The 13,389-nt window shown below is 43.7% G+C and carries 11 protein-coding genes; 7 read left to right on the top strand and 4 right to left on the bottom strand.

The features are described 5' to 3' along the window. Positions 1-6: 6 nt before the first annotated feature. From narH to A6J60_RS03765, 7 genes are all read left to right on the top strand, one after another. The gene (gene narH, locus A6J60_RS03795; protein WP_096064804.1) at positions 7-1,545 is read left to right on the top strand and encodes a nitrate reductase subunit beta; all 1,539 of its coding nucleotides are present in this window, start codon (positions 7-9) and stop codon (positions 1,543-1,545) included. Between the two features lie 61 nt (positions 1,546-1,606). Further along, complete coding sequence (narJ, locus tag A6J60_RS03790; protein WP_413772375.1) at positions 1,607-2,410, top strand: nitrate reductase molybdenum cofactor assembly chaperone; 804 nt, start codon at positions 1,607-1,609, stop codon at positions 2,408-2,410. Between the two features lie 13 nt (positions 2,411-2,423). Next, the gene (gene narI, locus A6J60_RS03785) at positions 2,424-3,149 is read left to right on the top strand and encodes a respiratory nitrate reductase subunit gamma (protein ID WP_102993948.1); all 726 of its coding nucleotides are present in this window, start codon (positions 2,424-2,426) and stop codon (positions 3,147-3,149) included. A gap of 279 nt (positions 3,150-3,428) precedes the next feature. Continuing rightward, entirely contained in the window at positions 3,429-4,610 is a 1,182-nt protein-coding gene (locus tag A6J60_RS03780; protein WP_096064801.1) for a globin domain-containing protein, read from the top strand. A gap of 134 nt (positions 4,611-4,744) precedes the next feature. Beyond that, a complete protein-coding gene (locus tag A6J60_RS03775; RefSeq protein WP_096064800.1) occupies positions 4,745-5,698 on the top strand; it encodes a peptidylprolyl isomerase in 954 nt (317 codons plus the stop codon). Between the two features lie 9 nt (positions 5,699-5,707). Further along, entirely contained in the window at positions 5,708-6,163 is a 456-nt protein-coding gene (locus tag A6J60_RS03770; protein ID WP_096064799.1) for a hemerythrin domain-containing protein, read from the top strand. Positions 6,164-6,353: 190 nt separating this feature from the next. Next, positions 6,354-6,959, top strand: coding sequence for a DUF411 domain-containing protein (locus tag A6J60_RS03765; RefSeq protein ID WP_096064798.1), 606 nt, complete (start codon positions 6,354-6,356; stop codon positions 6,957-6,959). 6 nt (positions 6,960-6,965) lie between these two features. Here the strand turns inward: A6J60_RS03765 and dusA are convergent, their stop codons facing one another. The 4 genes from dusA to A6J60_RS03740 form a co-directional block, all read right to left on the bottom strand. Beyond that, positions 6,966-7,964: a tRNA dihydrouridine(20/20a) synthase DusA gene (gene dusA / locus A6J60_RS03760; protein WP_096064797.1), complete on the bottom strand. Its 999-nt coding sequence runs from the start codon at positions 7,962-7,964 to the stop codon at positions 6,966-6,968. 291 nt (positions 7,965-8,255) lie between these two features. Beyond that, positions 8,256-9,668, bottom strand: a complete 1,413-nt coding sequence (locus tag A6J60_RS03750; protein ID WP_096064795.1) for an MFS transporter — start codon at positions 9,666-9,668, stop codon at positions 8,256-8,258. A 287-nt stretch (positions 9,669-9,955) separates the two neighbouring features. After that, positions 9,956-11,263, bottom strand: a complete 1,308-nt coding sequence (locus A6J60_RS03745; RefSeq protein WP_096064794.1) for an MFS transporter — start codon at positions 11,261-11,263, stop codon at positions 9,956-9,958. A gap of 251 nt (positions 11,264-11,514) precedes the next feature. Beyond that, entirely contained in the window at positions 11,515-13,287 is a 1,773-nt protein-coding gene (locus A6J60_RS03740; protein WP_096064793.1) for a phospholipase D family protein, read from the bottom strand. Between the last annotated feature and the right edge of the window lie 102 nt (positions 13,288-13,389).

The following is a 13,389-nucleotide window of genomic DNA, read 5'->3' as shown; positions in this document are numbered from 1 at the left end:
ACACCCATGAAAATTAGATCACAAGTAGGCATGGTGCTTAACCTCGATAAATGTATCGGTTGTCACACCTGCTCAGTTACCTGTAAAAACGTTTGGACCAGCCGCGAAGGTATGGAGTACGCATGGTTTAACAACGTTGAGTCAAAGCCGGGTATTGGTTATCCCAAAGACTGGGAGAATCAAAACAAATGGAAAGGCGGCTGGATTCGTAATGCCAATGGCACGATTAATCCGCGTATCGGCGGTAAATTCAGAGTGTTAGCGAACATCTTCGCTAACCCAGATTTACCAGAGATCGACGATTACTATGAGCCGTTTGACTTTGATTATCAGCACCTTCAAACCGCACCCATTAGCAACCATCAGCCGATTGCTCGCCCGCGCTCTGCCATTACCGGTAAACGTATGCAGAAAATCGAGTGGGGTCCTAACTGGGAGGAAATCTTAGGGTCAGAGTTTGAAAAGCGTCGCCGTGATAAAAACTTCGACAACGTACAAGCAGACATCTATGGCGAGTACGAAAACACTTTCATGATGTATTTGCCACGTCTGTGCGAGCACTGCTTAAACCCGACCTGTGTGGCGTCTTGCCCAAGTGGTGCGATTTATAAGCGTGAAGAAGACGGCATTGTACTGATCGACCAAGACAAGTGCCGCGGCTGGCGTATGTGTATCTCAGGCTGCCCATACAAGAAGATTTACTATAACTGGAAATCAGGTAAATCTGAAAAATGTATCTTCTGTTATCCACGTATTGAAGCGGGCATGCCGACAGTCTGTTCTGAAACCTGTGTTGGCCGTATTCGCTATCTCGGCGTGCTTTTATATGATGCCGATAAGATTGCAGAAGCAGCTGCAACGCCAAACGAGCAAGACTTATATCAAGCGCAGTTGGATGTCTTCTTAGATCCAAATGATCCAGAAGTCATCGCTCAAGCATTAAAAGATGGCGTTCCTCAATCAGTGATTGATGCGGCTCAAAAATCACCAGTGTACAAACTGGCGATGGATTGGAAACTGGCACTGCCATTACACCCTGAGTACCGTACGCTACCTATGGTGTGGTACGTACCGCCATTATCACCGATTCAAAATGCAGCAGAAGCGGGCAAGGTAGGCATGGACGGTCTGATTCCAGACGTAGACAGCTTACGTATCCCACTGCGTTATTTGGCCAATATGCTAACTGCTGGTGATGAAGAACCCGTACGTATGGCACTAAAACGCCTACTTGCAATGCGTAGCTATAAGCGTATGCAATTGGTCGAGAAGCAAGAAGTACAAAGCATCTTGGATGATGTGGGCTTAACCAAGCTACAAGTCGAAGAGATGTACCGCTACTTAGCGATTGCCAACTATGAAGACCGTTTTGTTATCCCAACCGCACATCGCGAAGAGGCCATGAGCGATGCGTTTGCAGAGCGTAACGGTTGCGGCTTTACCTTTGGTGAAGGCTGCTCAGGCAGCAGTGATACCAGCATGTTCGGTCAGAAGAAGGCCACACGCCGTGACTTCATTGACACTGTTCAAAAGTGGGAGATGTAGCATGACAGACGTTATTCAAAACACAGCTTTTGACACCGATGTTAATCAAAGCGAAGCAGCAATGCCAACCATTGCAGACTCTGATATGAAAATTCTCAAAGTATTGAGCCTATTGATTGATTATCCAACCAATGAGCTGTTTGAAGGTGAAACGCTGGCAATGTCGAAAGACATTGTTAGTAAGTCACCACTGATTAGTCCAGAGGTGCGCACTCAAATCGTAGCACTAATCGATGAGCTGATTGAAATGGGCTCTCTTGAGGCGCAAGCACAATACGATGGTTTGTTTGAGCGTGGTCGTTCGCTGTCTTTATGGTTATTTGAACATGTGCACGGCGAATCACGTGACCGCGGACAGGCTATGGTCGATTTGATGGGTCAGTATGAAGAAGCTGGCTTTGTGATTGATCAAAAAGAGTTGCCTGATTATCTGCCGATGTATTTGGAGTTTTTGGCTTATCAAGCGGCAGTAACTGGCGATGAAATCAAAATCCGTATGGATATCGCTGATGTCAGTCACATCATTGCGCTACTTGCAGCAAGACTTAAAGACAGAGACAGTTTGTATGAAGGCTGTTTTAACGCACTGCTACAAATAGCGGGCAAGCCACTAGACGCCGTTAAGGCATTAGAGGAGCAAGTGCAACAAGAGCAACGTGACGATACGTTTGAAGCGCTTGACCAAGAGTGGGAAGAAGAAGTAGTTGATTTCTTGGGTGCGCAGCAAGAAGAGCGTTGCCCATCAAGCACTCAAAACCTCGCAAAAGGTATTGCAATAGACCGTAATGTGATGCCACCAAAACAAGTCGATGCCCCTGTGCATTGGGTAGATTTCGATAAACCGAAATCCGTTAAACAGCCTTAAGGAGAGAGAGGACATGAATATTGCAGATCCTGGTGTACAGTCTTTGGCCAACTTAAGCTGGCTACAAATATTTTTATTTGGCATCTACCCATACATCGCCTTAGTAGTCGCCATCGTAGGCACTTGGGTACGTTTTGACTTGTCACAATACTCGTGGAAGACCGGCTCATCACAGATGCTACGTAGTAAAGGTATGCGCGTTGCGAGCAACCTATTTCACGTCGGTATTATCATCGTATTGCTTGGTCACTTATTTGGTATGTTAACGCCGCACTTTATTTATGAGCCATTTATCAGTGCGGGTAACAAGCAAATCCTAGCCGTTGTGGTCGGTGGTATCGCTGGTGTTATGTGCTGGATTGGTATGGTGATGCTGATGTGGCGCCGCTTTACCGATGATCGTATTTCGCATACCTCATCATTTAGTGACAAGTTAGTATTGGTGTTGCTGTTTATCCAGTTGAACTTGGGACTGATTTCAATCTTTACCTCGATGCAGCATCTAGACGGTCTCACCATGATGAATCTTGCAGGCTGGGCACAAGATATCACTATCTTAAGACCTTGGCATGCAGCAGCTCGTATCGAACAAGCTGACCTGATTTATCAGCTGCATATGGCACTGGGTATTACGCTGATTATGATTTTCCCGTTCACACGTTTGATTCATATCATCAGTGCACCAGTGTGGTATTTGGGCCGCCGTTATCAGATTGTTAGACAAAAACAATCGCAATAGAAAGCCTTACCAAAGTGATACAGGATTGAGTTGGTGATATAAGTTTATAACATGAATTTAAAATGAATGTTATGATAAAATAGTCGGTAATTTAGATAGGCATCTAATTGACAGGTATCTAATTTATGTCGCTAGTCATCAGTAAGCTTGATAGCGACATACTTAACCCACCAACTCATGATTGCATCACTTTCATCGATACGTTGATACGTCTATAAGCTAATGACACTAAAACGTTGATAAGCGGCTTATCGATTAGCAATCATTAAGGATATAACGATGGTTTCTCCCAAAACACTAGAGGTTGTTAAAGCAACGGTTCCTGTATTAGAGGAGCATGGCAATACGATTACCACTGTTTTTTATAAGAATATGTTTGCCGAGCACCCTGAGCTACTGGATATCTTTAATGAGACCAACCAAAAGCTTGGGCGACAGCAGACTGCATTAGCGACAACGGTATTGGCAGCGGCTAAGCATTTAGAAAACCTAGAAGTGTTATTGCCACAAGTGATGCAAATTGGTCATAAGCACCGTGCGTTACAGATTAAACCTGAGCATTATCCAATCGTTGGCCAGCACTTATTGGGCGCAATTAAAGAGGTGCTAGGCGATGCGGCAACCGATGAGATTATCAATGCTTGGGCTGAAGCCTATGACGAGATTGCTTCTGTCTTTATCAAGGTCGAAGCAGATATGTATCAAAATGCCATGTGGTCAGGCTTTGTACCTTTCAAAGTGGTTAAGAAAGACATCACAGGCTCAGATATTGCTGCTTTCACTGTTCAGCCTGAAGACAATGGCTTTGATGTCAGTAAGCTACCGTTAAAAGCCGGTCAATACATTACGGTCAAAACCGACCCTAAAGACAGTGACCATATTGCCTTAAGACATTACTCATTGTATTCAGTCGATAGCAGCGACGGTCTAAAGTTTGCGGTACGCCGCGATAATAAAAACGCGTATCGTGGTCTGGTATCAAACCACTTGCACGACAACGTTAAAGTTGGCGACACCATATATCTATCGGCGCCAGCGGGCGACTTTGAGCTCAATCAATCACTGATTGAACAAAACGATGTACCATTGGCGTTTATTAGCGCAGGCGTAGGTATCACACCCGTATTTGCCATGTTAGAGGTGCAGGTTAAGACCAATCCTAAGCGTCCTATCATCTGGGCTTATGCGTGCCAAAATCAGGAACACCATGCCTTTGATGAGCGTGTGAATGCTTTGCTCGAGCAAGCAGAGCAGGTTCAGAAAAACACATTTTATTCTGAAGACAATCAGCGCCTTGATGAGACATGGCTAAAAACATTACCCAATCCTGCAGATGTCTATGTGTGCGGATCGATGGCATTTATGGACAGCATGATTGATGGACTAATGACGTTAGAGCACAGCGGTGACAACTTACATTATGAGCCATTTGGTCCAAAAATGAGCCTAAGCGCAGGATAAATTAATTTACTAAATAATCATTAAAGCTGTTTAGTTATACAGCGCCATTATAAAGCCGACTAAGCGTTAAATGCAAGCTAAAGCGTTGATTGCTCAATCGGCTTTGTAATGAATATGACTCAATGGAGTACAACATGACGGCAACGACTTACGATCCAAAACAGGCGGCTGATGACAACATTCGTATTATGCCAACCTCTGATGATTTGAAGAAACCGCATTCAGATCAAGAGTTTATCGAAAAAGCATTGGCTGAAGAGCATAGTAATCATAAAAATCTGATTGCCTCTAGCCGTGAAGAGTTGCCTACTGTGACTGTTAATGGCGTGATGATTGACAAGCAAGCCATTGCTCAAGAGTTACAGTATCATCCAGCACCTACCAAAGAAGATGCGTTATTTTTAGCAACGCAAGCATTAGTAGTTCGTGAGCTACTAAAAGATGCTGTACTTAATGATGAAACGCTTGGTCAAGAAGCTTGGAATAGCAACGAAGAACAAGCCATTTCAGATTTGATTGATAAAAACGTAAATGCAGCCACGCCTGAAAATGAGGTGTGTGAGCGTTACTACGAGCAAAACAAATCTGATTATAAAACTGCACCGATTATGTCGGTACGTCATATCTTGCTAGCCAGTCTTCCAGAAGATGGGGAAGAGCGCTTAGCACTTAAGAAACAAGCGTACGAGCTGATTGAGCAAATTAAAAACAGCAACAATCCAAGTGCTGAATTTATCGAATTGGCTCGTCAGTATTCAGCATGCCCATCAAAAGAGCAGGGCGGAGAGCTGGGTGTACTGAGCCAAGGTCAGACAGTGCCTGAGTTTGAGTCCGTGGTATTTACTATGGATGAAGGGTTAGCACCAAGTCCTGTTGAGACCCGTTATGGCTTTCATATCGTCGATGTGATGGATAAGCAGCCAGGTGTTCAGCTTGACTACTTGCAAGCCAAACCTGCTATCGCTAATAAGCTCGCGCAGCAAGCTTTCCATCATGGGCTATGTGATTATCTATATACGCTTGCTGAGCAGGCGTATATTGACGGCATTCAAATGGAGCTTTCTCAAGAAAACATATATCGAGGTTAAAGGGTAACCATGAAACGTATTGAACAACTTCAGCCATTATCCCGAGAGCATCATTTGGGACTGGTGATTTCTAATCATGCCAAACAATGTGCCAATGATGTTGAGCAGATTGCCAAGCATTGGACCGCATTAACCGATTATATTAATCATAATATGGACAATCACTTTAAGGTTGAAGATGATTTGATATTGACCACACTGGCTCAGTATCAACAGCAGCATCCGAAAGTAGCCGAGGTCATGCAAAAGCTAACCGAGCAGCACAGTCAGTTATATCAGCTAGTGACACTAGATAGCTTAAGTGCTGCACAAGTGCGTGAGCTGGGTACTGCGTTATATGATCACATTCGATTTGAAGAGCGTGAGCTGTTTCCCTTAGTTGAGCAGCTGTTTAGCGAGCAACAATTACAAGCCGTTTATGAAGCCAGCTCGAGTAATGCCAAGCGTATCGATGAAAATCGCTAATCGTTGATAGCCGTTACTAAGTGGCGATAACTATTACTAAGTGCCGATAACCATCCATAACCTCACACCCTTATGTAGGCCATGACTTTATATCATAGCTAAGGTAAGATGCATTAAGAAAGAGACTTTATTAAGTTATAGATTGTAGGAAAGAATGGACTTTAAGTTTAAACCAGATAGAGGATACAAGATGCGACTTATCAGCCAACATTTGATCAAACCCCATCAACTGCACTGCGGCGGCAAAGTAATGCTATCAGCAGCAGTAATATCATTACTGACGGCCTGTGGCAATAGCAGCCCAGTAGAAGCTCAGCAAGCGAATAATGTTCAGCCAGACCAGCAGGTAGAGCAGCAAGTAGAGCAGGTCAGCGCTAATCATAGTGACTTATTGCAAGGCGTTTCTGCCACTGTGTATAAGGACCCTAACTGTGGATGCTGTACAGAATGGATTGATTATGCCCAAAAGGCGGGCATGCATGCTGCGGTTCAGCATCCACAAAATTTATCGGTATTCAAAGAGAAGTATCGTGTTCCACCACAAATGCAGTCGTGTCATACTGCTGTGACTGAAGATGGCTATGTATTTGAAGGACATGTACCGGCGAAATTTATCGCACAGTTCTTAGATAATCCACCGGCTGATGCGATTGGTCTAACCGTACCAGGTATGCCGGTCGGCAGCCCTGGCATGGAAGTTGATGATCAGTTTATGGCCTATAAGGTGTATCAGATTAACAAAGATGGCTCTGTTATTGAGTTTGCCAGTGTCGACACACCACAGCAGCAGCTATAACCAGATTTATGAATCGGCCTGTTCGGCTTGCTCTGCTTTGTGTATCAATTGGAAGGTATAGTCAGCCGCGGCTTTGATTTCATCGACACTGAGTTGTTGCTTGCCACTTAACGCTTGGCGCCATTTGCGAGCGCCAGGCAGCCCTTGGAATAGACCCAACAAGTGGCGAGCAATAGAGGGCAGTGGCTCACCATTGGCAACTTGCTGTTCTAAATAGGGATAGAGCTTATCTAGTATGTGCTCACGGCTGATACTAGGTTCACCCCACAGCTGCATCGCCTCTGACAGGATATAGGGATTATGGTAGGCAGCACGTCCTATCATCACCCCATCGACTTGTTGCAAGTGCTGTTTGATTTGCTCGATGCTGTCTATGCCGCCATTAATTTCGATATCGAGCTCGGGGAACTCTTGTTTTAGTCGATACACATCATCATAACGTAGGGGCGGAATTTCTCGGTTTTGCTTCGGGCTTAATCCTTGCAGCCACGCTATTCTGGCATGAACGATAAAGCGCTGACAACCAGCTTCAGCACTGGCAGCCACGAAGTCACGCATAAACTCATAGCTGTCATACTCATCAATACCAATGCGGTGCTTAACCGTTACTGGAATATCTACTTCAGCCTGCATATGACGCACTAAGCTGGCGACGGTATCCGGCTCTGCCATTAAACAGGCGCCTATTTTATTATGCTGCACTTTGTCTGAAGGGCAGCCCACATTAATATTGATCTCATCAAAGCCACGCTGCTGTGCAATAACCGTGCACCGGCTCATCTCGCCAATATCAGCACCGCCCAGTTGTAGTACTAACGGATGTTGAATATCATCATAACGCAATAGACGATCGGTATTACCATGCAAAATGGCACCGGTTGAGATCATCTCGGTATACAAATAAACATGCGGGTTAAATAAGCGAGCAAAGTATCTATAATCGGTGGTAGTCCAGTCGATCATAGGGGCAACCGATAGGCGTTTGTTGTGCATGATATCAAGCATTTAGTCTCAAACCCTTGTGTTATGTTGTATTTAGCCTAAGCAAACATCAGCTTATGCATGGCGCTGCATTATACCATGACTGGCTGTGCAATCTGAGTCTGGCTTTCAAGCTTGCTAAAGCTGGGTATGTTATAAAAAAACCAACCCAGTATAAAGGCCATAACGCCAATAAACATCAGAAACAACCCAGGGGTAGCACTGATGCTACTGGTAAAATAAAGTATGAACCAATAAGCAGCAAACAATAGAGATACAACAATCAAATAATAGATTTTAATAAAACTTGCAATCTTAGCGATTGCTGATAGTCGATGACTGCAAATTATCCAGTTGATTAAACAAGGCCATATGATGCAGATAGACACCCAATACCATGGTAGTCAAACCCACAAAAGTAAGATATAACGCAGGAGAGAAGCTGACCACATTGGTCAGATAATACAGAGCCACCGGTAGTGCGGTACCTGCAATAGCAGAAGCACAGGTGTAAGTAATCGATAAAGAGGTGAGGCGAACTTGGGTCGGAAACAGTTGTAATAAGATCGAAGGAAATAGCCCAATCATGCCACTACAAAAGCCAAGCAAAGCGTACAACAATAAAATGTAATCACCATTGCCATAACTTAACTGGTTATAGAATATCAAGGCTTGTAGGATTAACGCCGTGGCAGCAACAATAAGCGCTCTACCTGTACCGAACCGATCGGCCATACAGCCATAAAACAAGCAGCCTATCAGCTGAAAAATTAGACCCAACAAAATGGCATAATTGGTAAAGGTAGAAGGCAAACTAAACTTAATCGCGATTAACTTCGGTAGCAATAACACAGCGACCATGATTAGGCTGGCTTGTAAAAAAGCAATAATGAGACTTAAGGTTAAAGCAAGCGGTTGATTAAAGGCAGAAAATACCTGCAAATAACGAGGCGTACTGTTGCGCTGGTTCTTTAAGGTAGTAAATACTGGGGTTTCTTTGGTATAACGCCAACAGTATAATGCTACCAAACTTAGCACGCTGCCTATCACAAAAGGAATGCGCCAGCCAAAGCTGGTCAGCTCAGCCATGGTTAGGGTGCTTAGCAATACTTTCGCAAATAACACAGCAGCCAGGTTACCAGCAATCAAGCCAGCTACTGCAAGACTACAATAAGTACTGATGCTGTGCTTTGAGGCGTGTTCGGCAATAAATACCCAGCTTAAAGGCGAAAATACCCCAAACGCCATACCTTGCAACAGTCGTGTTAACACAAACAATATTGGTGCCAGCATGCCTATTTGAGCATAAGTGGGTAAAAATATAGTCACAATGGTAGCGGCACACAAAAAGCTTAAGCTAATAAATAAAGCAGGTTTGCGTCCATGGATATCACCATAGCGTCCGATAAGCAGTCCGCCGATTGGCCGTGATAAAAAGCCGGCACTAAGCAGACCAATGGTTTGCAGTTGGTTTAACCAAGAGTTTGATAAGGCGGGAAAAAAGGCCTGATTAATGACATCAGCCAAGTAAAAGTAGATTAAAAAGTCGAAGCAACCCACCATACTGGTAAAGACGACAAACAGTATTTGTGAGGTAGGCGGAGTGACATAGTCAGATTGATTGGCTGTGTCAGCGGTCTGATCTTTGATAGAGGAGGTGTCATCAGTAGCCCCTGCCAATACCTGTCTGAGGTGTGGCGGGGTATTGTCATGTTGATTAGCAGTCATAAATGTGGGGTATCTTTATCTTGAACACCGATAACCTGTAGAGGGCTACAAGAAAGCGGTAAATTGTTATTGGCACAATATCATTGGCACTAAAAAGTAGATAACAAACTATAGTTTGCGACTGCTATTAAAATAAATATGCCATGTTGCCGATAAAGAACACATTAGCTCTAATTATGCAGTGTTAGACTAAGCTAACGCTGTTGCTATTTAAAAACAGAATAACAAGAAAAACCCTGTAAATAAACTGCTTTATAGAAAAAACTGTCATTATATGATGCCAAGCTTTAAAGCTTAAGCGAGGCATCCAAATCTCTAAATTTTGGTAAGCGGAAAATATACAAGCCAATAATAAAGCTGACCAGACCCACAAAGGTTAAATACAACGCTGGTGAGAAGCTAATCATATTGGTTGCATAAGCCAAACCAAACGGTAGTGCAGTACCGATAACCGCGTAAGTACAGTTATAGGTTAATCCGACTGCTATCACTCTGACTTCTGTTGGGAACAACTGTACCAAGATAACAGAACCCAAGCTCATGATACCCGCACAGAATCCCAAAATGGCATACATTAATAAGATGAATGAGCCGGCACTGTTTTCTAAATGATAATAAAAAGCCAGTGCTTGAATAATCAACGCAAAAGATCCCATCATCAACGCTTTACCGGTACTGCTCTTATCTGCAATTAAGCCAAAAAATACACAGCCAATCATCAAGAATAAAAGCCCTAGGTTGTTTGAAAAACTCAGCATCGACTCATCAACACTAAAGCGCATCAAAATCAACTCTGGCAGTAATAAAGCAATCACCATGCTGAGACTAGAGATAATAAAGGTCAATACTAAAGCTAAGAAAATGGCGTTAAAGCGTCTAAAGTTAAAACCTATCTCGGCCAACTTAGGCACATACTTTTTGGCTACTTGCTGACAAGAGAAGATAGGGGTTTCATCAAGCACATTCCAAAGCATAACTGCCACGAAGCTTAGCATGGCACCCCACACAAAAGGAATGCGCCAACCGCTGTCGATAAGCTGTTCTTGGGTATAAGTCGTGGTTAACGCTTCAAATAATAGGTTGGCCCCAAGTTGACCGAACATAAAGCTGGCAGTCACGAAGCTTAGATAAGTTGCCAAGTTGCTCTTAGGCACATGCTCAGCAATATATACCCAGCCTAATGGCGTATGCGCACCAAAGGCCATACCTTGAAATAATCGAGCGACGAAAAATAAAATCGGCGCCAGCATGCCCACCTGCGCATAAGTAGGTAGTGAGGCGGTTATCAAAGTGGTAATGGCAATACAAAGCAGACTCATCAGTAACGCAGGCTTACGGCCGCTGACATCCGCATAGCGACCAATCAGCAGCGCACCGATCGGACGGGTTAGGTAACCGGCACTAAATAAGCTAAACGCTTGAAGTTTGGCTAATACTGGGTTTTCATGGGTCGGAAAGAAAGTTGCACTGATGATATCCGCCATAAAAAGGTAGATCAAAAAATCAAAATAAGCCACGGCATTGCCAAAGCAAATAACCATTAATTGCTTTGGAGATAGGGAAGTTTGATTATTTGTTAAGGCAATAAAAGGCATAGTCGTCGCATTCAGTTATGAAACAATAAGAAATTTAAAGCGTAAAAGAGTGTATAAAATAATAACTTTAACCCTGTGATAGGACGTAATTACTATTAGCAGCAGCAGTAACAGTAGCAGCAGTAGCAGCAGTCTTAAAGCCATAAGCTAACTTAGCTGGCTTTGTTATTACTTAATTGGTTTATAAGTTATTCGTTTTAAGTTAATTTGGTTGTGGCTCAATTGATTTGGCTATTCTGTTTAAAACTGAATTATAACAACCAATCAATTGGCATTAACGACATCACCGTAATCCAAAAGCTGTCCATAAAGCCAACATCAGGCTCTTTTTCATGAATCACAGGCATCCCATCTTCAATGGTCTGCCAACGCAATTCATCTTGTGGTGTTAATACTAAGCGATAGGCTTGAGGTAATAAGTCTTCACTAATAGCAGCGTGCAGCTTGTCCGCAAGTTCGCTGTCTTCAATAACCACACCCATTTCAGTATTGATATTGGCTGAACGTGGGTCAACGTTATATGAGCCGATAAACACATGATGATCATCTACAGCAAACGCCTTAGCATGTAAGCTGGTAGAAGACTGTGAGCGCGCACGCCACAGTTTGTTCTCACGCTCTTCGGTACCTGCGGTTGCTTTTAGTTCATATATCTCAACCCCAGCTTTGAGCAAGGGTAGGCGCCACTGGGCGTAACCAGCATGAACAGCAGCCACATCAGTGGCATTAAACGAATTGGTGAGTATTTTAACCTGAACGCCTTGTTCTGCAAGTTTGATTAATGTAGCCACGCCGTCCTTAGTGGGAACAAAATACGATGAAATGATAGATAAATGGGTATCCGGAGTGCCTAATAGGTCTCTTAGCTTATACACTAAGTGGCTATCCACAGAGGCGTCATTGACCAACTTATCGACGTCATCATCTAAGAAAGTCATGGGTGCCCAGCGAAAAGGTACTTGTTTATTAATCAAATCAATATCGATTCGCGATTTTTGTAGCGCTTGCAAATAGGCGGTCAGGCTTTGGGCTTTATTACCGCGCTCGTCGAAGCTGATTTTATCTAACTGGCCAATAAAGTCTAGTTTGCCATTAGAAGTTTGGGTAGTGTTGGCAGAGACCGGTGTCTGTGAACTTTTATCAGCGTTGTTGTTAGTATTAGTTTGGGTATTGCTTTGAACATGGCTTTGACGCTTATCGGCTAGACTGGGTTTTACCAAGGTTTCAATATCAAACGCCAGCGGTGAGCGCCAATAGCGATCGAAGCTGTCGGTCACTTCATCAACCACATCACCGATTAATAACACATCTAAATCGGCAAACTGGTTGAATTCATTATTACTCAAATACTCGTCACCCACATTGCGGCCGCCGATAATACTTAAGTTACGATCAAAGGTCATGCTTTTATTATGCATGCGATGATTAATACGCCTAAGATCAGTGACATAGTTTAGGGTTTGTAGCTTGCGGTGTGATAAAGGGTTGACCAAACGTACGGCAATATTCGGATGGCTAGCAAAGCGCAATAAGTGCTTATCTAAAGCAGCGGTGTTATTAAAGTCATCAAGCAAAAAGCGAACAATTACCCCACGCTCAGCCGCTTGCCATAACTTCTTTAACAGTAGCTGTCCGGCTTGATCGTTGTGCCAAATATAATATTGAACATCGATGCTTTCGCGGGCCATGTCGCTTAACACACTACGTGCAGCGAAGGCGTTAGAGCCGGTAATAATTGTATGATAGCCAGATTGGTTAGGGTGCAGCTCACTTTGTTCGTTGATAGATTCGGTCAAACGAATCTTTTGGCGCTCTGTGTATGGGTTAGTGATGGGTTGATAGTTAGGGGCTTGCGCGTTTAATATGGTTTGCTTATCACCGCGGTCTGCATCTTTATAATGCGACTCTAACAGGTTGCTCAAGCGTACACTTTTAGCAGTATGCGGTTGCGCCGGCAGTGTGTTACAAGCGCTAAGCATCGGTAGTATTAGTATCACTAACAGCAGCCAAAGTGGGCTACCCATCTTCGACTCACTGTTTGGTGATAGTCGCTTGTTTGGATGTAGCCGATGGCTTAGGTTTGGGTCGCCATTTAACATGCCGTTCAAAATAATACTACCTCGTTT

This window comes from Psychrobacter sp. FDAARGOS_221 (genome assembly GCF_002313155.2).
Taxonomy (GTDB): Bacteria; Pseudomonadota; Gammaproteobacteria; order Pseudomonadales; family Moraxellaceae; genus Psychrobacter.
Note: the sequence above shows the minus strand (reverse complement) of the source record. Positions and strands in the feature narration are given on the sequence as shown.

Coding starts and splice junctions, on each gene's coding strand:
- A6J60_RS03775 (WP_096064800.1), top strand. CDS start 4,745: ATGACGGCAACGACTTACGATCCAAAACAGGCGGCTGATGACAACATT.
- A6J60_RS03770 (WP_096064799.1), top strand. CDS start 5,708: ATGAAACGTATTGAACAACTTCAGCCATTATCCCGAGAGCATCATTTG.
- narH (WP_096064804.1), top strand. CDS start 7: ATGAAAATTAGATCACAAGTAGGCATGGTGCTTAACCTCGATAAATGT.
- A6J60_RS03780 (WP_096064801.1), top strand. CDS start 3,429: ATGGTTTCTCCCAAAACACTAGAGGTTGTTAAAGCAACGGTTCCTGTA.
- narI (WP_102993948.1), top strand. CDS start 2,424: ATGAATATTGCAGATCCTGGTGTACAGTCTTTGGCCAACTTAAGCTGG.
- A6J60_RS03750 (WP_096064795.1), bottom strand. CDS start 9,668: ATGACTGCTAATCAACATGACAATACCCCGCCACACCTCAGACAGGTA.
- A6J60_RS03765 (WP_096064798.1), top strand. CDS start 6,354: ATGCGACTTATCAGCCAACATTTGATCAAACCCCATCAACTGCACTGC.
- dusA (WP_096064797.1), bottom strand. CDS start 7,964: ATGCTTGATATCATGCACAACAAACGCCTATCGGTTGCCCCTATGATC.
- A6J60_RS03745 (WP_096064794.1), bottom strand. CDS start 11,263: ATGCCTTTTATTGCCTTAACAAATAATCAAACTTCCCTATCTCCAAAG.
- A6J60_RS03740 (WP_096064793.1), bottom strand. CDS start 13,287: ATGGGTAGCCCACTTTGGCTGCTGTTAGTGATACTAATACTACCGATG.
- narJ (WP_413772375.1), top strand. CDS start 1,607: ATGCCAACCATTGCAGACTCTGATATGAAAATTCTCAAAGTATTGAGC.